The organism is Streptomyces bugieae, from assembly GCF_036352915.1.
Taxonomy (GTDB): Bacteria; Actinomycetota; Actinomycetes; order Streptomycetales; family Streptomycetaceae; genus Streptomyces; species Streptomyces endophytica.
On the sequence record NZ_JAZBJP010000008.1, the window covers coordinates 176,147 to 196,565 of the forward strand.

The 20,419-nt window shown below is 72.0% G+C and carries 20 protein-coding genes; 10 read left to right on the plus strand and 10 right to left on the minus strand.

The window, feature by feature from the left end:
* The first annotated feature begins 4 nt into the window (after window positions 1–4).
* On the plus strand, window positions 5–1,315 hold the full coding sequence (locus V2J85_RS17205) for an amidohydrolase family protein (RefSeq protein WP_330822090.1): 1,311 nt from the start codon (window positions 5–7) through the stop codon (window positions 1,313–1,315).
* 60 nt (window positions 1,316–1,375) lie between these two features.
* Here V2J85_RS17205 and V2J85_RS17210 read toward each other — a convergent pair whose 3' ends face one another.
* Entirely contained in the window at window positions 1,376–2,080 is a 705-nt protein-coding gene (locus tag V2J85_RS17210) for a Type 1 glutamine amidotransferase-like domain-containing protein (RefSeq protein ID WP_261952214.1), read from the minus strand.
* A 100-nt stretch (window positions 2,081–2,180) separates the two neighbouring features.
* Between V2J85_RS17210 and V2J85_RS17215 the strand changes: the two genes are divergently transcribed.
* Both V2J85_RS17215 and V2J85_RS17220 read left to right on the plus strand, forming a co-directional pair.
* Entirely contained in the window at window positions 2,181–3,101 is a 921-nt protein-coding gene (locus V2J85_RS17215) for a sterol desaturase family protein (protein ID WP_261952215.1), read from the plus strand.
* Window positions 3,098–3,823, plus strand: coding sequence for a lysoplasmalogenase (locus V2J85_RS17220; RefSeq protein WP_330822092.1), 726 nt, complete (start codon window positions 3,098–3,100; stop codon window positions 3,821–3,823). Before V2J85_RS17215 ends, V2J85_RS17220 begins: the two co-directional genes overlap by 4 nt.
* Before the next feature lie 33 nt (window positions 3,824–3,856).
* On the opposite strand, the gene V2J85_RS17225 is transcribed toward V2J85_RS17220, so the two are convergent.
* Both V2J85_RS17225 and V2J85_RS17230 read right to left on the minus strand, forming a co-directional pair.
* Window positions 3,857–5,368, minus strand: a complete 1,512-nt coding sequence (locus V2J85_RS17225) for a S8 family serine peptidase (RefSeq protein WP_261952217.1) — start codon at window positions 5,366–5,368, stop codon at window positions 3,857–3,859.
* A gap of 199 nt (window positions 5,369–5,567) precedes the next feature.
* Window positions 5,568–5,765 carry a hypothetical protein gene (locus V2J85_RS17230; protein ID WP_330822093.1) on the minus strand — a complete coding sequence of 66 codons (198 nt, stop codon included), beginning with the start codon at window positions 5,763–5,765 and terminating at the stop codon, window positions 5,568–5,570.
* A 222-nt stretch (window positions 5,766–5,987) separates the two neighbouring features.
* Here V2J85_RS17230 and V2J85_RS17235 point away from each other — a divergent pair, with 222 nt between their 5' ends.
* The 3 genes from V2J85_RS17235 (at window position 5,988) to moaA (ending at window position 9,128) form a co-directional block, all read left to right on the plus strand.
* Complete coding sequence (locus V2J85_RS17235) at window positions 5,988–6,332, plus strand: DUF485 domain-containing protein (protein ID WP_261952219.1); 345 nt, start codon at window positions 5,988–5,990, stop codon at window positions 6,330–6,332.
* Window positions 6,329–7,957, plus strand: a complete 1,629-nt coding sequence (locus V2J85_RS17240) for a solute symporter family protein (RefSeq protein WP_261952220.1) — start codon at window positions 6,329–6,331, stop codon at window positions 7,955–7,957. The genes V2J85_RS17235 and V2J85_RS17240 overlap by 4 nt, the downstream gene beginning before the upstream one ends.
* Window positions 7,958–8,138: 181 nt before the next feature.
* On the plus strand, window positions 8,139–9,128 hold the full coding sequence (gene moaA, locus V2J85_RS17245) for a GTP 3',8-cyclase MoaA (protein ID WP_261952221.1): 990 nt from the start codon (window positions 8,139–8,141) through the stop codon (window positions 9,126–9,128).
* Window positions 9,129–9,164: 36 nt separating this feature from the next.
* On the opposite strand, the gene V2J85_RS17250 is transcribed toward moaA, so the two are convergent.
* Both V2J85_RS17250 and V2J85_RS17255 read right to left on the minus strand, forming a co-directional pair.
* A complete protein-coding gene (locus V2J85_RS17250; protein ID WP_261952222.1) occupies window positions 9,165–9,401 on the minus strand; it encodes a hypothetical protein in 237 nt (78 codons plus the stop codon).
* 212 nt (window positions 9,402–9,613) lie between these two features.
* A complete protein-coding gene (locus V2J85_RS17255) occupies window positions 9,614–9,988 on the minus strand; it encodes a DUF3099 domain-containing protein (protein ID WP_261957184.1) in 375 nt (124 codons plus the stop codon).
* Window positions 9,989–10,194: 206 nt separating this feature from the next.
* Between V2J85_RS17255 and V2J85_RS17260 the strand changes: the two genes are divergently transcribed.
* The gene (locus V2J85_RS17260) at window positions 10,195–10,473 is read left to right on the plus strand and encodes a GlsB/YeaQ/YmgE family stress response membrane protein (protein ID WP_261952223.1); all 279 of its coding nucleotides are present in this window, start codon (window positions 10,195–10,197) and stop codon (window positions 10,471–10,473) included.
* Window positions 10,474–10,552: 79 nt separating this feature from the next.
* Here the strand turns inward: V2J85_RS17260 and tyrS are convergent, their stop codons facing one another.
* The 4 genes from tyrS to V2J85_RS17280 all read right to left on the minus strand — a co-directional run bounded on the left by tyrS (window position 10,553) and on the right by V2J85_RS17280 (window position 16,190).
* On the minus strand, window positions 10,553–11,956 hold the full coding sequence (gene tyrS / locus V2J85_RS17265) for a tyrosine--tRNA ligase (protein WP_261952224.1): 1,404 nt from the start codon (window positions 11,954–11,956) through the stop codon (window positions 10,553–10,555).
* Window positions 11,957–12,100: 144 nt separating this feature from the next.
* Window positions 12,101–13,552 carry a metallopeptidase TldD-related protein gene (locus V2J85_RS17270; protein ID WP_261952225.1) on the minus strand — a complete coding sequence of 484 codons (1,452 nt, stop codon included), beginning with the start codon at window positions 13,550–13,552 and terminating at the stop codon, window positions 12,101–12,103.
* 139 nt (window positions 13,553–13,691) lie between these two features.
* Entirely contained in the window at window positions 13,692–14,420 is a 729-nt protein-coding gene (locus tag V2J85_RS17275; RefSeq protein WP_261952226.1) for a hypothetical protein, read from the minus strand.
* A 189-nt stretch (window positions 14,421–14,609) separates the two neighbouring features.
* Window positions 14,610–16,190 carry a TldD/PmbA family protein gene (locus V2J85_RS17280; protein ID WP_330822095.1) on the minus strand — a complete coding sequence of 527 codons (1,581 nt, stop codon included), beginning with the start codon at window positions 16,188–16,190 and terminating at the stop codon, window positions 14,610–14,612.
* Window positions 16,191–16,415: 225 nt separating this feature from the next.
* Between V2J85_RS17280 and fabG the strand changes: the two genes are divergently transcribed.
* Both fabG and fabI read left to right on the plus strand, forming a co-directional pair.
* Window positions 16,416–17,120, plus strand: coding sequence for a 3-oxoacyl-[acyl-carrier-protein] reductase (gene fabG, locus V2J85_RS17285; protein WP_030411678.1), 705 nt, complete (start codon window positions 16,416–16,418; stop codon window positions 17,118–17,120).
* 5 nt (window positions 17,121–17,125) lie between these two features.
* A complete protein-coding gene (fabI, locus tag V2J85_RS17290; protein ID WP_261952228.1) occupies window positions 17,126–17,896 on the plus strand; it encodes an enoyl-ACP reductase FabI in 771 nt (256 codons plus the stop codon).
* A gap of 331 nt (window positions 17,897–18,227) precedes the next feature.
* Here fabI and V2J85_RS17295 read toward each other — a convergent pair whose 3' ends face one another.
* Window positions 18,228–18,923 carry a FadR/GntR family transcriptional regulator gene (locus tag V2J85_RS17295; protein WP_330822096.1) on the minus strand — a complete coding sequence of 232 codons (696 nt, stop codon included), beginning with the start codon at window positions 18,921–18,923 and terminating at the stop codon, window positions 18,228–18,230.
* 145 nt (window positions 18,924–19,068) lie between these two features.
* On the opposite strand from V2J85_RS17295, the gene V2J85_RS17300 reads away from it, so the two are divergent.
* Window positions 19,069–20,391, plus strand: coding sequence for a CynX/NimT family MFS transporter (locus tag V2J85_RS17300; RefSeq protein ID WP_330822097.1), 1,323 nt, complete (start codon window positions 19,069–19,071; stop codon window positions 20,389–20,391).
* The last annotated feature ends 28 nt before the right edge of the window (window positions 20,392–20,419 follow it).

Here is a 20,419-nt window from a genome sequence, read left to right on the forward strand (position 1 = left end):
AACCATGACGACGAACACCACGCCCACCACGACGACCACCGGGACGCGGGCCGAGGCGACGACCGAGGCGACGACCGAGGCGACGGCCGAGGAGCGCTACACCGTCATCTCCGCCGACTGCCACGCCGGCGCCGACCTGCTCGACTACAAGCCGTACCTGGAGTCCCGCCACCACGACGCCTTCGACGCCTGGGCGGCGACCTACGTCAATCCGCACGAGGACCTGCTCGCCGACACCGCCGACCGCAACTGGAACTCCGCCCGCCGGCTCGCCGAGCTGGAGGCCGACGGCATCGTCGCCGAAGTCGTCTTCCCCAACACCATCCCGCCGTTCTTCCCCAGCGCCTCCCTCATGGCGCCGCCGCCCACCGGGACCGAGTTCGAGCTGCGCTGGGCCGGCCTGCGGGCCCACAACCGCTGGCTGGCCGACTTCTGCGCCGAGGCCCCGGGCCGCCGGGCCGGCGTCGCCCAGATCCTCCTCAACGACGTCGAGCTGGCCGTACGGGAGGTCCGCCGCACCAAGGAGGCGGGGCTCACCGGCGGCATCATGCTCCCCGGCACCCCGCCCGGCTCCGGCCTCCCCGAACTCCACTCCGCGGCGTACGACCCCCTCTGGGCGGTCTGCGACGAGCTCCAGGTCCCGGTCAACCACCACGGCGGCTCGGCCTCCCCGCCGCTCGGCGACGAACCGGCCGCCCGCGCGGTCTTCATGGTCGAGACGACCTGGTTCTCGCACCGCGCCCTGTGGCACCTGATCTTCGGCGGCGCCTTCCGCCGCCACCCCGGCCTCCGGCTCGTCCTGACGGAACAGGGCTCCGGCTGGATCCCGGGCGTCCTGGACATGCTGGACTACTACCACGGCCGGCTGGTCGCCGCGGCGTCCCGCACCGGCACCACGGCGGAGTCCCGGTTCGGCGCGGGTCTGGCCGCCACCATGGACGACACCCCGGCCGCCGTCTGGCGCGACCACTGCTACGTCGGCGCCAGCTTCATGCGCCCGCACGAGGTCCCGCTGCGCCACCGCATCGGCCTCGACAAGATCATGTGGGGCAGCGACTACCCGCACGACGAGGGCACCCACCCCTACACCCGCGAGGCCCTCCGCCTCGCCTACGCGGACCTGCCCCCCGACGAGACCGCCGCCCTGCTCGCCACCAACGCCGCCCACGTCTACGGCTTCGACCTCGCCCACCTGGCCCCCATAGCCGCCCGCGTGGGCCCCACGATCACCGAACTCACCCACCCCCTGGACAAGATCCCCCCGGCCGCCACCAGCCCGGCCTTCGCCCCGGGCGGGTCGGTACGGGTGTGGTGAGGGGCGGGGCGGTGGACCACCAGGGGGAGAAGCGCCACCGCCCGGCGTCGTCCACTGCCGTCACCCGCCCAGCACCCGCGCCTCCTCCGCCGTCTCGTGTGCCGTGCCGTCCGGGCCGGGGGTCACCCGGTGCAGGGTGGCGCCCGGGGTGCGGGTCACGACGTCCACCAGGCGGCCGGCGGAGAACAGGCCCGCCGCGCCGTCGTCGACGGCCCAACCCGCGGGCAGGGAGCGGTCCTTGACGGCCGCCAGGTAGCCGGGGCGGCGTTCCGGCTCGGTGTCGTAGTGCGGGCACAGGCTGCCCGGCAGCAGGCCCAGGCCGTCGGTGAGCGGGGCCGGCGGGCCGAACGAGTCGGAGAAGGCGCTCTCGAACCAGCAGCAGGCGCCCGCACTGATGCCGCACAGCAGGACGCCGGCCGCGTACGCCTCGCGCAGCACCGCGTCCAGGCCGTGCAGCCGCCAGAGGGCGAGCATGTTGGCGGTGTTGCCGCCGCCGACGTGGACGACGTCCTGCGCGAGGACGAAGGCCCGCAGATCGGTCACGGTGCGGCGGAACAGCTCCAGGTGGCTGGTCTCGCAGTCCCGGGCGGCGAACGCCGTGTGGAACTTCTCGATGTAGCCGGGGGCGTCACCGCTGGCGGTGGGCAGGAAGCAGACCTTCGGCCGCGGCCGCCCGGTGGCGGCCAGGACGAAGTCGTCGAGCAGGGTGTCGGGGTCGTCCGAGAAACCGCCGCCGAGGACGGCGAGGGTGGGTGCGGTCGTCATCGGGCCTCACAGGAATCGTCGTCAGCTGACATCACGTCTCACATACTTCTGAGTAACAACCCCTAGCGGCACCCCCGTCCACGCCTTTATGGTGCGGGGCATGCCGCACCTGCCCGATGTCGTGTTGTGGTCCGTACCGGCCTTCGTCCTGCTCACCGTCGTGGAGATGGTGAGCTACCGCCTGCATCCCGACGAGGACGCGGCGGGCTATGAAGCCAAGGACGCGGCCACCAGCGTCGGTATGGGGCTGGGGAGCCTGGTCTTCGACGCGCTGTGGAAGATACCCATCGTGGCGATCTACGCCGCGATCTACGAACTCACCCCGCTGCGCATCCCCGTGCTGTGGTGGACGCTGCTGCTGATGCTGCTCGCCCAGGACTTCTTCTACTACTGGTCGCACCGCGGCCACCACGTCATCCGCGTCCTGTGGGCCTGCCACGTGGTGCACCACTCCAGCGAGAAGTTCAACCTCACCACCGCCCTGCGCCAGCCCTGGACGACCTGGACCGTCTGGCCGTTCTACGTGCCGATGGTCGCGCTCGGCGTGCATCCGGCCGTGGTCGCCTTCACCTCCGGCGCCAACCTCGTCTACCAGTTCTGGGTGCACACCGAACGCGTCGGCAAACTGCCCCGCCCCTTCGAGTTCGTCCTCAACACCCCCTCCCACCACCGCGTCCACCACGCCTCCCAGGGCGGCTACCTGGACCGCAACTTCGGCGGGATCCTGATCATCTGGGACCGCATGTTCGGCTCGTTCGTCCCCGAGACCGAGCGGCCCGTCTACGGCCTGACCAAGAACATCGGGACCTACAACCCGCTGCGGGTGGCCACCCATGAGTACGCCGCCATCGCACGCGACGTACGGGCCGCGGACAGCTGGGCCGAGCGCGCCGGGCGGATCTTCCGCGGCCCGGGCTGGCAGCCGGCCGCCGGGCGGTCCGGGACGGACGCCGCGCCCGCCCCGTCCCCGGCCCCCACCGCGACCTCCCCCTCCGCCTCCGTCGAGGAGACCGTCGCGTGACGGCCCGGTGGCCGGGGGCGGTCCGGCCCCTGCTGGTCGCGTTCACCGTGCTCGCGGTCGTCCACCTCGGCGCGCTGCTCGCGGGTGCGAGCCTCGTCGACCACCTCACCAAGCCCGCCCTGATGCCGGTGCTCGCCGCGTACGTCCTCGCCCGCGGCGGCCCCGTACTGCTCGCCGGGGCGCTGCTGTTCGGCTGCGGCGGCGACACCTTCCTCCAGCTCGGCGGGCACGGCGGGGGAGTGGTCTTCCTGGTGGGGATGGGCTCGTTCGCCGCCGGGCACGTCTGCTACCTGCTGCTGTGCGGGCGCCACGGCTCCCCGCCGGGCGGCCGGGCCCGTACGGGCGCGTTCGCCGGCGGCTACGCCCTCGCGCTGATCGCCACCGTCGCCCTGCTGTGGTCCGACCTCCCGGCCGACCTGCGGATCCCGGTCGCCGGATACAGCCTGCTGCTCACCGCGATGGCCTTCGGCGCGGTGCGGGCGGGCCTGTGGGCGGCGGCCGGCGGGCTGCTCTTCCTGCTCTCCGACACCCTGATCGCCTCCGGCATCGCCCACTGGCCGCAGCTGCCGGCCCCGCAGTTCTGGATCATGCTCACCTATACGGTGGCGCAGTTCGCCCTGGCCGAGGGCGTGCTCCGGGCGGCCGCGGAACGGCAAGGGGCCGGGCGCCGAAGCACCCGGCCCCCGCAGACGGTCACCGCTGAAGCCGCCTCCCGGCCCTGACGTCCCGGTGACGGTTCGGCGACGCCGTCGCGGTTACTTCTTCACCGCGTCGAGCGCGTCGACGATCCCGTAACCGAAGTGGCTGTTGACGTGCTGCGTGCCGGTGCAGGTGGTGTCCCCCGTGGGGCAGCCGGGGTTGTCCGCCTGCTCCTTGAGGAGCCACTGGATCTCCTGCGGGCTGGACTTGGGGTGGGCGCTCTTCAGGAGCGCCGCGACGCCCGCCACGTGCGGGGTGGCCATGGACGTACCCGCCAGGTAGGCCCAGTCGCCGCCCGGCATGGTGGAGAGGATGTTGCCGTTCTTGGCCGGCAGGTCGGGCACCTGCCGGGAGTCGCCGCCCGGCGCGGCCACGTCGATCTGGCCCAGGCCGTAGTTGGAGTAGCCGGACTTGAGCTTGTGCACACCGGTCGCCGCGACCGTCACCGTGCCCGGCAGCTGGGTGGGCACGTCCCAGCAGGTCTTCGGGTTGATGGTGCGCTCGACGGGGGTGGAGTCGTTCGGGCTGGAGGCGTCGGGCAGCTTCGGCGCCGCCAGGTCGAGGTCGGAGTTGCCCGCCGCGGCGACGTTGAGCACGCCCTTGCGCTGCGCGTAGCTCGCCGCCCGGCCGACCGCGTCAACGATGGCGGCCTGGTCGGCGTCATCCTTGCAGTTGAACATCCACGGGTCGACGTAGTAGCTGTTGTTGGTGACCTGGACGCCGTGGTCGGCCGCGAAGACGAAGGCGCACACCACGCTCTCGGCGTAGAACAGGCTCGTCTCCGGCTCGCTGACCTTGATGGCGGAGACCTTCACGCCCGGAGCGACGCCGGCCACCCCGACGCCGTTGCGGGCCGCGGCGATCGTGCCCGCGACGTGCGTGCCGTGGTAGTCGCTGGCCGGGTCCCAGGGCCGCCAGGCCCCCTTGGACGTATCGGCCACGCCGCCCACGCAGTTGGCGGACTGCTTGGCGGAGAAGTTGGGCTTCAGGTCCGGGTGGGTGTCGTCCACACCGGTGTCGATGACGGCGACGGTGACCTTCCGGCTGCCCGGGTTCACCTTCGCGGCCCGGTCGGCCTTGATGGCGGGGAGGTCCCACTGCAGCGGTTCGAGCGGCTCCTCGCCCTTCGCCTTCGCGGTCCGGCCGGCCGCCGCGAGCTGCGACTTGGGGAGGTTGACCTTCTGCGGCTTGCCGACGTCGGTGGTGCCCGACGCCTTCAGCGGCGCGGTACGGGTCGCGCCCGCCGACGCCACGCCCGGCACGGCGCGCAGGGAGGCGGCGAACTGCGGATTGGCCGAGTGGACGACGATCACGCCTATGTTCTCGTGGGCGACGACCACCTTCCCGCCGGCCCGGGCTATCGCCTTCTCGACCTTGCCGACCGTCGCATGGTCGGGCGTGGTGTTGACGACGTACGACAGCAGCGGGCCGTCGGCCGAAGCCGCGGCGGCCTCGGCGTCCTGCGGCGCGGCGGTGGCCGCGGGGGAGAGGAAGCCGAGGGACGCCGTGAGAGCCAGCCCGAGCGGTACGGCCAGCGCCCGCATGCGTCTGGATCGGGGATGAGCCATGGGTACTCCACATCATCCGTGAGACCGCCCGCGCGCGGGTTTGCGCACGGGCGGATGCAGTGAGACGTGAAGTTATCGGCGATCACTCGGGTGCAGCAATGGAATCCGGCGAAAAAACCGGGCGAAAACCGTACGACGGCAAAAGCGGTACGTCCTTGCGCGGACGGGGGGTTGACGTACCGTCACCCATGCAGGGCGGTCAGTCGGTGCGGCGCAGGGTCGCGATGCTCAGCGGCGGCAGCGGGATCCGCCGGCCGTACCAGCGGCGCACGGCGGGGGCCGCACCCGGCCGGGGCTCCGACGGGGCGGTGACGAGCGGCGCCGGCAGCCGGACGCTGCCGTAAGGGCGCCGACGGGGAGTGGAGGGCTGCGGGGCCTGCTGGGGCGGCGGGTTCACACCGGGCTCAACGAAGCGCCCCGCGCGCGGTGGCGGCCGGTGCGGCCATCCGCCGGATTTTTCCTCAGGGTTTCAATCAACGGCCCTCTGTCGGATCGGGTGCCACGGCTCTACCATGCGTGATCCACGTCACTTACGTGAGCTTTATTGTCGGCCTGGGCCGGCCCCCGCACGGCCGCCGGACCGGCCCGGAACACCCGCCCCCTCGCGTCAGGAGATTCCGTGAGCGCCGCACCGACCATCGACCCGGGGACGCACGAGCCGCCCGACTACCAACAGGTGCAGTCGAGCGCGGAATTCGACGAACTCCGCCGCGCCCACCGCTCGTTCGCCTTCCCGCTCACCGTCGCCTTCGTCCTCTGGTACCTGGTGTACGTCGTGCTGTCGAGCTACGCCGGCGGCTTCATGGCCACCAGGGTCGCCGGCCACCTCAACGTCGCCTTCGTCCTCGGCCTGGCGCAGTTCGTCACCACCTTCCTCATCGCCTGGTGGTACTCCCGGCACGCCGCCCGCAAGCTCGACCCCCGGGCCGAGGCCATCAAGTCCCGCCTGGAGGCCGGCGCATGATCCTCCATCAGCAGCTGTCCGCCGTCCCGCTCGCGGCCGGCGGCGCGGGCGCGCACCGCCCCCTGATCATCACCCTCTTCGCCGTCTTCGTCGCCGCCACCCTCGGCCTCACCGTCTGGGCCGGCCGGCAGACCAAGGGCGCGGAGGACTTCTACGCCGGCGGCCGCCAGTTCAGCGGCTTCCAGAACGGCCTGGCCATCTCCGGCGACTACATGTCCGCCGCGTCCTTCCTCGGCATCGCCGGCGCCATCGCCCTCTTCGGCTACGACGGCTTCCTGTACTCCATCGGCTTCCTCGTCGCCTGGCTCGTCGCGCTGCTCCTGGTGGCCGAACCGCTGCGCAACTCCGGCCGGTTCACCATGGGCGACGTCCTCGCCTACCGGATGCGCCAGCGCCCGGTCCGCACCGCCGCGGGCACCTCGACCATCGTCGTCTCGATCTTCTACCTGCTCGCCCAGATGGCGGGCGCCGGGGCGCTGGTCACCCTGCTGCTGGGCATCACCAGCGAGGCCGGCAAGGTCCTGGTCGTCGTCCTCGTCGGCATCGTGATGATCCTCTACGTCACCATCGGCGGCATGAAGGGCACCACCTGGGTCCAGATGATCAAGGCGGTGCTGCTGATCGCCGGCACCCTGCTGATCACGTTCCTGGTGGCGCTGAAGTTCCACTTCAACATCTCGTCGCTGCTCGGCGCCGCGGCGGAGAACAGCGGCAAGGGCGCCGCCTTCCTGGAGCCCGGCCTCAAATACGGCGCCACCGCCACCTCGAAGATCGACTTCATCTCGCTGGGCCTGGCGCTCGTCCTGGGCACCGCCGGCCTGCCGCACATCCTCATCCGCTTCTACACGGTCCCCACCGCCAAGGCCGCCCGGAAATCCGTGAACTGGGCGATCGGCATCATCGGCGTCTTCTACCTGATGACCATCGCGCTCGGCTTCGGCGCCGCGGCCCTGATCAAGCCCGCGGACATCGAGAAGCCGGGCAACACCGCCGCCCCGCAGCTCGCCGAGGTCATCGGCGGCGGCGCCGGCTCCACCGGCGGCGCCGTCCTGCTCGCCCTCATCTCCGCGGTCGCCTTCGCCACCATCCTCGCCGTCGTCGCCGGCCTCACCCTCGCCTCCTCCTCGTCCTTCGCCCACGACATCTACGTCAACGTCCTGCGCAAGGGCGAGGCCACCGAGAAGGAGGAGGTCGGCGCGGCCCGCTGGGCGACCGTCGGGATCGGCGCGGTCGCCATCGTGCTGGGCGTCTTCGCCCGCGGACTGAACGTCGCCGGCCTGGTCGCGCTGGCCTTCGCGGTCGCCGCCTCCGCCAACCTCCCGACGCTCCTCTACAGCCTGTTCTGGAAGCGCTTCACCACCCAGGGCGCGCTGTGGTCCATCTACGGCGGCCTGGCCTCCTCCGTCCTGCTGGTGCTCTTCTCGCCCGTCGTCTCCGGCAAGGAGACCTCGATGTTCCCCGGCGCCCACTTCGCCGTCTTCCCGCTGGAGAACCCCGGCCTGATCTCCATCCCGCTGGGTTTCCTGCTCGGCTGGCTCGGTTCCCTGCTCTCCAAGGAGGAACCGGACGCCCAGAAGTACGCCGAACTGGAGGTCCGCTCCCTGACCGGCACCGGAGCGCACTGAGCGCCGCTGAGCCATCCGTACAGGCCCCGGACGGGGCGGCGTCGTAGAGATCTACGACGCCGCCCCGCCCACCTCGTGCTTCTCATCTCTGCTCACTGTCGGACCCATCGCGTAGTCTCGAAGACGTACTGATCCACCAGCGGACGACGTACCGGTCCGTCGCTCTCGGGGAGGGGGCCCTGTGCTCATCGACACCTACGGCCGCGTGGCCACCGACCTGCGGGTTTCGCTCACCGACCGGTGCAATCTGCGATGTACGTACTGCATGCCGGAAGAGGGCCTGCAGTGGCTCGCCAAGCCGGACCTGCTCACCGACGACGAGATCGTCCGGCTGATCACGATCGCGGTGCGCGACCTGGGCATCGAAGAGGTCCGCTTCACCGGCGGCGAACCGCTGCTCCGCCCCGGCCTGGTCGGCATCGTCGAGCGGGTCGCCGCCCTTACCCCGCGCCCCCAGATGTCGCTGACCACCAACGGCATCGGCCTGCAGCGCACCGCCCGGGCCCTGCGCGACGCCGGCCTGGACCGCGTCAACGTCTCCCTGGACACCCTCCGCCCGGACGTCTTCCAGGCCCTCACCCGCCGCAAGCGGCACGCCGACGTCCTGGACGGCCTCGCCGCGGCCCGCGACGCCGGCCTCACCCCGGTGAAGGTCAACACCGTCCTGATGCCCGGGCTCAACGACGACGAGGCCCCCGACCTGCTCGCCTGGGCCATCGCCCAGGACTACGAACTCCGCTTCATCGAGCAGATGCCGCTCGACGCCCAGCACGGCTGGAAGCGTGACGGCATGATCACCGCCGGTGACATCCTCGCCTCGCTGCGCACCCGCTTCGAGCTCACCCCCGAGGGCCAGGAGGCCCGCGGCGCCGCACCCGCCGAGCGCTGGCTCGTCGACGGCGGACCGCATCGCGTCGGCGTCATCGCCTCCGTCACCCGCCCGTTCTGCCGCGCCTGCGACCGCACCCGGCTCACCGCCGACGGCCAGATCCGGACCTGCCTGTTCGCCACCGAGGAGACCGACCTGCGCGGCGCGCTGCGCTCCGGGGCGCCGGACGACGAGATCGCCCGGATATGGAAGCTCGCGATGTGGGGCAAGAAGGCGGGCTCCGGCCTGGACGACCCGTCCTTCCTCCAGCCCGACCGCCCGATGTCCGCGATCGGCGGCTGATCCGCGGCGGCTATCCCGGAAGGGGCGCCCCGGCCGTCAGCGCCCGCCCGCCGAGGCCTTCCACTCCTCAAGCGCCACCACGTCCTTGAGGAACCCGCGCACGCCGAGGAACTGCGACAGATGCTCCCGGTGCTCCTCGCACGCCAGCCAGGTCTTGCGGCGGTCCGGAGTGTGCAGCTTCGGGTTGTTCCACGCCAGCACCCACACGGCGTCGGCCCGGCAGCCCTTGGCCGAACAGATGGTGACGTTCTCGGCGGAGTTCGGGGAGTTCACGCCTCAACCCTACGTCCGCCCGCAGCGGCCCCCGACCGGGCTGCGGACATGACGACGCCGGGCAGCCACGGGGGGAGCCGCCCGGCGTCGGTCCGTCGCTCCGACGGGGGATGCGGAGCGCGTACGCAGTATGTCACGGGGAATGGTGCGCGGTGCACCGGAACTCCATGATTGATCTGAGCTTTTCTTGAGCTTTGCAGACCGGTAAGTGATCAGCCGAGGTCGGAGTCGGATGCCGACGCGCCCGCCGCGGGCCGTTCCGGAACGGAATCCGACGTACCGTCGGTCGGCCCCGGCGTCAGCATCGGCCGGCTCGGCCCCGCCACGAACGTCTTCGGCAGCGAAGGGACGTTCTCCCGGCCCGCGTTGGCGATCACCACCGCGATGTACGGCAGCGCCATGCCCAGCACCAGCGTCGCGATGGCGACCGGCCGCTCGACGTTCCACAGCACGACGGTCAGCAGCACCGCCACGGTCCGCACGCCCATCGAGATCACATACCGGCGCTGCCGGCCGCGCACGTCCTCGGTCAGCCCCTGCCGGGCCCCGGTGATCCGGAAGGTCTGTCCGCTGCTCTGCTTCCGCACCACGTTTCCACCACCTGCTCGGTTCCGCCGGAATTCACCCCGGTTTCCGGTCGGATTCCACGGTACGCCCAGGCTGCGCCGCATTCGAGACCGGGTCCCGACTGCGCGGCCCGGCTCCGGCGTGCGCGGGGGCCGGGGCGGGGCGACACTGGCGGGGCGACCCGCACGTGCGACCCCATGTGCACCGCGCCGTCAGAGGAGGCGACATGACGTGGTTGTGGGCCATCATCGTGGGCTTGGTCCTGGGCCTCATCGCCAAGGCCATCATCCCGGGCAAGCAGCAGATCCCGCTGTGGCTGACCATCATCCTCGGCATGCTGGGCAGCGTCCTCGGGAACTGGGCGGCCACCGGTCTCGGGGTCAACGAGACCAAGGGCATCGACTGGATCCGCCACCTGCTGCAACTGGCGGGCGCGGTCATCATCGTCGCCATCGGTGACCGGCTGTGGGTCTCCCTGCGCGGCCATCGCAGACACGCGACCTGAGAAGAACCGGAGAACCGACGGAAACACCGGGGCGGCCGGCGCGCACCCTGCGCACCGGCCGCCCCGTCGTACGGCTTCCTCAGCGGCCCTGGAGGTGGGCCAGCTTCCGTCCCGCCTTGAGGTACGCGTCCCCGGTCGCGTCCGCGAGCTTCTCGGCCAGCACCTCGCCCAGCGGACGGATCGCGTCGGCCTCCGCCAGCACCACCGTCTGCTGACCGTCCTCGCCCTCCACGACCAGCCGCAGCGCGTTCTGCTTGGCCAGCCGCCGGGCCGCCGAGGCGCTCGGCGTGAACTCCAGCACCTTGCTCAGCACCGTCGCCACCGTCTCCGCGCCGTGCTCGGCGACCTCGACGACCGGCAGCGACTCCACGTCGGAGAACGACTTCTTGGAGAACTGCGCGACGAACCCGGCCCGCGCCGCCATCGCCGCGTCCAGGCCGTACAGCGCCGTCACGACCTCACCCGCGAGGATCTTCTTCAGGTCCATCGGGTGCAGCGAGCGGTCCGAGACCCGGCCCAGGGCGAGCGCGATCTCCTCGTCCGTCCACTCCGTCCAGGCCTTCAGGTACGGCTCCATCAGCCGGTCCGGCACCGACATGATCTTGCCGAAGACGTCGTCGGCGGGCGCGCTCAGCCCGACGTAATTGCCCTTGGACTTGGACATCTTGGCGCCGGTGCCGTCCGTGCCCTCGATCAGCGGCATGGTCACCACCAGCTGCGGCCGCTGCCCGCGCAGCTCCATCAGCTTCCGGCCCATCTGCAGATTGAGCAGCTGGTCCGAACCGCCCAGCTCCACGTCGCACTCCAGCGCCACCGAGTCCAGGCCCTGCGCGATCGGGTACAGCAGCTCGGTCATGGTCAGACCCGAGCCGGCCGCGAGCCGGTTGCGGAAGTCCTCGCGCTGCAGCAGCTGCGAGGCCGGCACCTGCGCGAGCAACGACAGCAGCTCGGGGAAGGTGTACGGCGCCAGCCACTCGCTGTTCTGCCGGAAGCTGACCTTCTCGAAGTCGAAGAACGGGCGGACCTGTTCGCGGTACGTCGCGAGGTTGTGCGCGATGTCCTCGTCGGTCAGCGGCGGCCGCTCGGCCGTACGGCCCGACGGGTCACCGATCTTGGCGGTGAAGTCGCCGATGATCAGCGTGACGTCATGGCCCAGCCGCTGGAACCGGCTCAGCACGATCAGCGGCACCGCATGCCCCAGGTGCACATCGGTCGCCGTCGGGTCGATGCCCAGCTTGATGTGCAGACCCTTGCCGGCCGCCCGGCGCTCCTCGATCCGCTCGGCCAGCTGCTCCACACCCGGCAGCACCTCGACCGTACGGGCCGCGATCAGCTCGGCCTGCTCCTTGGCGGGCAGGTCCGTCAGGTCGAGATAGCGCCGCGCGCCCGTCTCCTGGAGCAGCTCCCGGACCGTGGCGTCCGAGGAGAGGTCGGTGGAGAGCAGCGTGCTGGCGCGGGCGACGGATTCGCCGAGGCGTGTCATGGCGTCCCTGATCGATCGTGGTTCCCGAAACGGGAGGACAGGGGCACAGTCTATTAGCCCCCTGTGACAGTCCCGCTGCTGTGCCCGTGCGCCCGCCCGGTCGCCCGCTCACACCCCGGCTCGCGGCAGACCTCCCGGCCCGCCTCACACCCCCCGGCTCACCGAGCTCATGTTGAAGTCCGGGACGCGCAGCGCCGGCATCGCCGCCCGGGTGAAGTAGTCGCTCCACTCCCGCGGCAGGGTCCGCTCCGTACGGCCCGCCTCCACCGCCCGGGACAGCAGGTCCACCGGCGACTCGTTGAACCGGAAGTTGTTGACCTCGCCGGTCACCTCGCCGTTCTCGACCAGATAGACGCCGTCCCGGGTCAGCCCGGTCAGCAGCAGCGTCGCCGGGTCCACCTCGCGGATGTACCACAGGCAGGTCAGCAGCAGCGCCGGCCCGTCGTGCCCGGCCGACGCCACCATCTCCTCCAGCGAGCGCGAACCACCGCCCTCCAGAAGGAGGTTGTCGACACCGGGCGCCACCGGAAGACCGGTCAGCCCGGCGCTGTGCCGGGTGGCCACCAGCCGGTTCAGCACGCCCTCACGCACCCACTCGGTGGCCGCGAGCGGCAGCCCGTTGTCGAAGACCGACGCGTCGTCCCCCGAGGAGTGCGCCAGCACGAACGGCGCGCACTCCAGGCCGGGCGCCCGCGGGTCGCTGCGCAGGGTCAGCGGCAGCTCGCTCAGCCGCTCACCGATCCGGGTGCGGTCCGCCGGCCGGTCCGCCGGCCCGCCCTCGCCCTCGGCCGGCCGGGAGAAGACCGTACGGCCCTCCGCGGCGTCCCGGGCCCCGGCGGACCACATCTGGTAGATCAGCAGGTCGGCCACGGCGGTCGGCGGCAGCAGCGTCTCGTACCGCCCGGCGGGCAGCTCCACCCGCCGCTCCGCCCAGGCCAGCCGCCGGCCCAGCTCGGCGTCCAGCTCCCGCGGGTCGACGTCGGTGAAGTCGCGGGTCGCCCGCCCGGCCCAGGCCGAACGGGGGGAGGCCGCCGCACCGGGGGCCGCTGTCTTGGCGTTCAGCTCCAGCGTCCCGGTCGGCTGGTCGTGCCGCAGCCGCAGCCCGGCCGAGGTGCCCAGGTACGACGAGACCATGCCGTGCTGCGCGAAGCCGTACAGTTCGCGCCCGGCCGCCCGGGCCTGCTGGAAGGCCTCACCCAGCGCCGGGGCGAACGCCGCGAACACCTCCGAGGAGGTCTCGGCCGGCGCGTCGGTGAAGTCCGCGGACGCCTTCCCGCCGCCGACCAGCGGCTGGGCGTCCTCGGCCGGACCGGCGTCCCGCGCCGCCGCCTCCGCCGCCCGCACCAGCGGCTCCAGCTCGTCCGCGGTCACCGCCGAGCGCGAGACGACCCCGGAGGCGGTGCCCTCCGCGCCGTTCACGGTGGCCACCACCGTCAGGGTCCGCCCCCGGGTGACGCCGTTGGTGGTGAGCGCGTTGCGCGCCCAGCGCAGATTGGCGTCCGAGTGCTCGTCGGCGATGACCACGCACCCGTCGGCGCGGGACAACTCCAGGGCCTGCTCGACGATCTCGTGCGGCGCAGTGGTACGACGGCTCATCGACCGGCCTCCTGAATGGTGGTCACGACGCTGACGCCCTCGAAGAGGGCCGACGCACACCCGAGCTTATCGACCGGTCCGCGCGCTGCCAGGGCGCAGTGACCGGGCAGGGGGAGGCACCCGGCTCAGTATGCCGCGCTCACTGTGACGCCCCACCTTCGAGACGGCTCAGCATGAGCGAAAGGGCGCTGCTCGCGTCGTTGCGGTTCTGCTCCTGGGTCCCCGTTCCTGACCTCTCCACCTCGGTGTTCATGACGAAATTTCCCTTACGGCCGGTGAGGTACGTGTAGTAGTCGTCGATGCTTTTGCCATTCGCATCCGAGACGCGGTGGCCTTCCTCGGCCACCACCTCATCAAAGCCGTCCAGTTCCGGGATCTTGATCTCGTGGACACCCTCGAACCGTGATTTGTCCAAGCTTTGCGTGGGGCATCGCTGCAAGGCCGAGCGCTGCTCGGACACGTTGTACTGGGCCGGCTCCGCCGTCTTGTAGGCGGTGGCCCACGAGACGGCGCTGACTGTGTCGTCCGATGCCTTGGACCAGCGCGTCAGGGAGGCGAGAGCGTTGTTGATCGGCCGGTCCACCGCATTGCAGTTCTGGTCGACGGCAGTTTGGGTCAGTTCGCTGTTCTCGTACGGTGTATCTGCCACATACCCGCTGCCCCAGTCCGCGGGCTTCAGCGTCACGCGTTTGACGACAGCGCCGGCGGCAGCGGGTGAGTCGACGCTCGGAATGCTGGAGGGTTCTCCGGAATTCGCGCCGGGCGGGGGAGTGCCGCCCGAGGGATTTCCGCCGCCGTTTCCGGCGGTGGAAGCGAAGGCGATCGCGACGCCGATCGCGACGACGGCGACGGCGGTGCCGATGAGCACGGGCGGAGTGCGCCACCAGGGGCGTCGAGGGGGCGGGGGGCCGGGCACCGGGGCGTGCCCGGGCAGGGGGCCGCGGGGAGGGCCGGCAGGCGGGCCGGTCGGTGGTGGGGAGCTCACGTGGCTCATCTACCACCGGTGGCGCAGGCACCCTGGCGCCGCGCACGAATTCACCTGACTGACCGGCACCCGTCAGGCGCGGCCCGCCTCGCTCGACGTGTTCAGGATGTTCACGTTCCGGAACAGCGCGGACGGGCAGCCGTGCGACACCGCCGCGACCTGGCCGGGCTGCGCCTTTCCACAGTTGAAGGCCCCTCCCAGGACGTATGTCTGAGGCCCTCCGACGGCCTCCATGGACCCCCAGAACTCCGGGGTGACGCCCTGGTAGGCAACGTCTCGCAGCTGCCCGCAAAGACGCCCGTCCCGGATCGCGTAGGCCCTCTGCTGGGTGAATTGGAAGTTGTACCGCTGCATGTCGATCGACCACGAGCGGTCGCCCACCACGTAGATGCCGCGCTCCACGCCGGAGATCAGCTCCTCGGTGGACGGTCCGCCGGGTGCCGGCTGCAGGGACACGTTCGCCATCCGCTGTACCGGGACGTGCCCCGGCGAGTCGGCGTAGGCGCACCCGTTGGAGCGCGCGAAACCGGTCAACTTGGCGATCCTGCGGTCGAGTTGGTACCCGACCAGGATGCCGTCCCGGACCAGGTCCCAGGACTGCGCGGCCACCCCCTCGTCGTCGTAGCCGATCGTGGCGAGGCCGTGCTCGGCGGTGCGGTCACCGGTCACGTTCATCAGCGGCGAGCCGTAAGCCAGCTTCCCGAGCTGGTCGAAGGTGGCGAAGGAGGTGCCGGCGTACGCCGCCTCGTAGCCCAGCGCCCGGTCCAGCTCGGTCGCGTGCCCGATCGACTCGTGGATCGTCAGCCACAGGTTGGACGGATCCACCACCAGGTCGTAGCGGCCGGGCTCGACGCCGGGCGCGCACATCTTCTGGGCGAGGTCGTCCGGCATCCGGGCCAGCTCCTCGTCCCAGTCCCAGTGGCCGCCGGTCAGGTACTCCCAGCCGCGGCCCACCGGCGGGGCGAGGGTGCGCATCGAGTCGAAGTCACCGCTGTCGGGGTCCACCGCGACCGCGGTCAGCTGCGGGTGCAGCCGGACCCGCTGCTGGGTGGTGCTGGTGCCCGCGGTGTCCGCGTAGAACTTGTTCTCCTGGACGGTCATCAGCGAGGCGTCCGCGTGGGCCACGCCGTCCGCAGCCAGCAGCCGGGAGCTCCACTCCGCCAGCAGCTCCGTCTTGTCGGCGTCCGGCACGTCGAACGGGTTGATCTCGTACGAGGACACCCACGTACGGTCCGGATGCGCGGGCTCCTCCGCCAGCTCCACCGGCCCGCCCGTCTCCCACCACCGCCCTTCGCCGGAAGCGCTTCGCGCCGCCCCTCCCGATCCCGCGGCCCTGACCTTCGCCGAGAGCTTCGCCATCGCCACCGCCTGAGCGGCCACCCGCGCCGCGGCGTCCATGGTCAGGTCCACCCCGGAGGCGAACCCCCAGGCCCCGTCGTGCACCACCCGGACCGCGTACCCCAGGTCGGTGGTGTCGGAGGTCCCGGACGTCCGGGCGTCCCGGAGCCGCCAGGACGCCTCGCGGATCCGTTCCAGGCGGAAGTCCGCGTGCGTGGCGCCCAGGGCGCGGGCCCGGGCCAGCGCGGCGTCGGCCAGCGCGCGCAGCGGCAGCGCCAGGAACGATGCGTCGAGGGCATGGGGTGCAGCGGCCAAGGCGTCCTCCCGTAGTCGGCGCCTGCATCATGCCTTGTGGCGGGCGCGCGGCCCAGAGGACCCGGGGGTGTGGCACGGCGCGTCGGCCACCGTGGGTGGTGGTTCTGTGGGGACCCGACAGAGCGCGGCGCGCGCGCCTGTCCGTGCTCGATTCCCCGGAAGGGCCCCGTGACCGATAGTTTCGTATCGAACGCAGGACGGACAGGAAACGGAAAGGGTGATCTCTTGAGCCGCTCGGTTCTGGTCACCGGAGGTAACCGCGGCATCGGTCTCGCCATCGCCCGGTCCTTCGCCGAGGCAGGCGACAAGGTCGCCATCACCTACCGCTCGGGCGAGCCGCCCGCGGGATTTTTGGCCGTGAAGTGCGACATCACGGACAGCGAGCAGGTCGAGCAGGCGTACAAGGAGATCGAGGAGAAGCACGGTCCGGTCGAGGTGCTGGTGGCGAACGCCGGCGTCACCCGTGACCAGCTGCTGATGCGGATGTCCGAGGAGGACTTCACCTCGGTCCTGGAGACCAACCTCACCGGCACGTTCCGGGTGGTCAAGCGCGCCAACCGCGCGATGCTGCGGGCCCGCAAGGGACGGATCGTGCTGATCTCGTCCGTGGTGGGTCTGATGGGCGGCGCGGGCCAGGCGAACTACGCCGCCTCCAAGGCCGGTCTGGTCGGTTTCGCCCGCTCGCTCGCGCGCGAGCTGGGCAGCCGCAACATCACCGTCAACGTCGTCGCGCCGGGCTTCGTCGACACCGACATGACCCGGGTGCTCACCGACGAGCAGCGGGAGAACATCGTCAAGCAGGTACCGCTCGCGCGCTACGCGCAGCCCGAGGAGGTCGCTTCCTCGGTCCGCTTCCTGGCCTCCGACGAGGCCGCGTACATCACCGGAGCCGTCATTCCCGTCGACGGCGGATTGGGCATGGGTCACTGATCAGCATGAGTGGAATCCTCGCAGGCAAGCGCATCCTCGTGACGGGCGTTCTGACCGAGTCGTCGATCGCGTTCCAGGCGGCCAAGGTCGCCCAGAACGAGGGCGCCGAGGTCATCCTCACCGGCTTCGGCCGGCTCTCCCTGGTGGAGCGGATCGCCAAGCGCCTCCCCAAGGAGGCCCCGGTCATCGAGCTGGACGTCACCAACCAGGAGCACCTGGACGGCCTGGCCGACAAGATCCGCGAGCACCAGGGCGACGGCGCCCGCCTCGACGGCATCGTGCACTCCATCGCCTTCGGCCCCCAGGGCGCCTTCAACTTCCTGGAGGCCGGCTGGGAGGACGTCAGCACCGCGGTCCAGGTCTCGGCGTACTCCTACAAGTCGCTGACCATGGCGTGCCTGCCGCTCATGGAGCACGGCGGCGCGGTCGTCGGCCTCACCTTCGACGCGCAGATCGCCTGGCCGAAGTACGACTGGATGGGCGTGGCCAAGGCGGCGCTGGAGAGCACCAACCGCTACCTGGCGCGCGACCTCGGCCCGAAGGGCATCCGCTGCAACCTGGTCTCGGCCGGCCCGATCAAGTCGATGGCCGCCAAGTCCATCCCCGGCTTCGAGGAGCTGGCGGACGTGTGGAACCACCGCGCCCCGATCGGCTGGGACCTGGCCGACCCGGAGCCGGCCGGCCGCGGCGTGGTCGGCCTGCTGTCCGACTTCTTCCCTCGCACGACCGGCGAGATCGTGCACGTCGACGGCGGCGTCCACATGATGGGTGCCTGACGGCCCCACCGCCTCCGTACGCCGTACTCACGCCGTACTCCGCACTGCCCGTCCCGGTCGCCGGGGCGGGCAGTGCGCGTTGCGCTGCGGCGCGTGGGGGTAGCCCCGGGCGTGAGCTCTCGCGGGGATCCCCTCGCGGGAGTACCCCCCGCGGGAGGACCCCCCGCGGGAGGACTCCCCCGCGGGAATACCCCCTGCTCCCGTCCGGTTGTGGCCCCTCAGGGGGCGTTCGCGTCCCCTACGGGAACCGTTCGACCCACCCCTACTAGGGCCTCGGCTCCCTGGGGCCCCGGCCCCCTCGGGCCCCGGCCCCGCCCCCCGGCCCCGCCCCCTACCCCTCCACCGAGCCCTCCAGCACCCCCGCCCGGCACCCGAACGGATGGGTGCTCGCCTCGGCCGCCGCGCGGTCGCCGTCGCCCGAGCGGATCGCCTCCACCAGGCGGGAGTGGTCCATGTGGGCCTCCGGACGCAGCTCCTCGCCGACGTCCGCCCGGAGGAAGTCGCGCAGTACGCCGCCGAGGTCGGCGTAGATCTCGGCCAGCACCTCGTTGTGCGAGGCGGACACGATCGCCATGTGCAGGGTCGCGTCCGCCTCCACGAACGCCTCGGCGGCACCGGACTCCCAGGCCCGCTCGCGCCGCTCCAGCAGGGTGTCGATCTGCCGCAGGTCCTGGTCGGTGCGGCGGCGCGCGGCGAGCCGGGCGGCGGCCGCCTCCAGGGCGCTGCGCAGCTCGGCCACGTGCCCCGGCTCGGCGGCCGCGAACCGGCGGTTCATCACCCCGGCCAGTTCGCTGGTCGCCACCACGTACGTGCCCGAGCCCTGCCGGATGTCCAGCAGCCCGTTGTGCGCCAGCGCGCGCACGGCCTCGCGGACGGTGTTGCGGGCCACCCCGAGCTGTTCGACGAGTTCCGGCTCGGTCGGGATGCGCGAGCCCACCGGCCACTCGCCGGAGGTGATCTGGGCGCGCAGCTGCGCGATCACCTGGTCGGCCAGCGCGGAGCGGCGGGGCGAGGTCAGAGGCGGCATGGCAGCGCTCCGGTGTGCAGGGGCGGACGGACGACGGTGGCGCGGCGCCCGGCGGGTCCTCCCGGTCCCCGGTGCCGGCCGCGACAGCAGAGGCTATCGACATCGGCTGGACAAGTATTCATCCCATGATTCTATGATGAGTCCCATGGCAGACGAAGACCTCGCGACCCTCGGCACCGAAACCGAGGCCCCTACGACCACCACCGCCCCGGCGCCCGACGGCCCCGGGGCGCAACCGGACGCCCCGGCGGGCACCCAGGGCAGCGCCCCGGCCGCCGGGCGCTGGCTGCCGCGGATCGTGATCGCCGGTCTCGTCCTGGCGGCGCTCAACCTCCGCCCGGCCATCACCAGCCTCGGCGCGCTCCTGGAGGAGGTCCGCGACGGCCTCGGCATGAGCGGCACCCTCGCCGGGCTGCTCACCTCCGTGCCGCCGCTGTGCTTCGCGGTCTTCGGGTTCGCCGCGCCCCGGCTGGCCCGGCGCTGGGGGCCGGGCGCGATCGTCTGCGCGGGCATGGCCGCGATCGCCGTGGGCGTCGTGGTGCGCCCCTACGCCGGTGGCACCGGCGGGTTCCTCGCGGCCAGCGCGCTCGCCCTGGCCGGCATCGCGGTCAGCAACGTGCTGATGCCGGTCGTGATCAAGAGCTGGTTCCCGGACAGGGTCGGCCCGCTGACCGGGCTGTACTCGATGGCGCTGGCCCTGGGCACCTCGCTCGCCGCGGCGGTCACCGTGCCCATGACCCAGGCGCTGGGCGGCAGTTGGCGCACCGGGCTGGCCGTGTGGGCGGCGCTCGCCGCGGTCGCCGTGCTGCCGTGGCTCGCGGTCGTTCGGCAGCGCGCCACGGCCTTGGGACCGGCCGCGGGAGGCGGCGCGCGTACGGGGGAGGCCCCGCTGCGGATCACCTCGTCGCCGACCGCCTGGGCGCTCGCCGTCTTCTTCGGCCTCCAGGCCACCGCCGCGTACATCACCATGGGCTGGATGCCGCAGATCTTCCGCGACGCCGGGGTCTCGGCGCAGACCGCGGGGGTGCTGCTCGCGGTCACCATGGCGATGGGCGTCCCGCTCTCCTTCGTGCTGCCCAGGCTGGCGTCCCGGATGCGGCACCAGGGTCCGCTCGCGGTGTTCCTGGGGGTCTGCGGTCTGGCCGGCTATGCGGGGCTGTGGCTGGCGCCGGCCGCCGGGGCGTGGGTCTGGGCGCTGCTGATGGGCATCTCCAACTGCTCGTTCCCGCTCGCCCTGACCATGATCGGCATGCGCTCGACCAGCTCCGCGGGTGTCGTCAAGCTGTCCGCCTTCGCCCAGAGCGTGGGCTATCTGATCTCCATCCCCGGCCCGCTGCTGGTCGGCACGCTCTACCAGCACAGCGGCGGCTGGAGCCTGCCGATCGCCCTGATGGCGGGGCTGATGGTGCCGCAGATCGCGGTCGGCGTGCTGGCCGGCCGGGACCGCCGGATCGAGGACGAGGCGTGAGCGCCGGCCGTGTGCCCCGCCCCGGGCT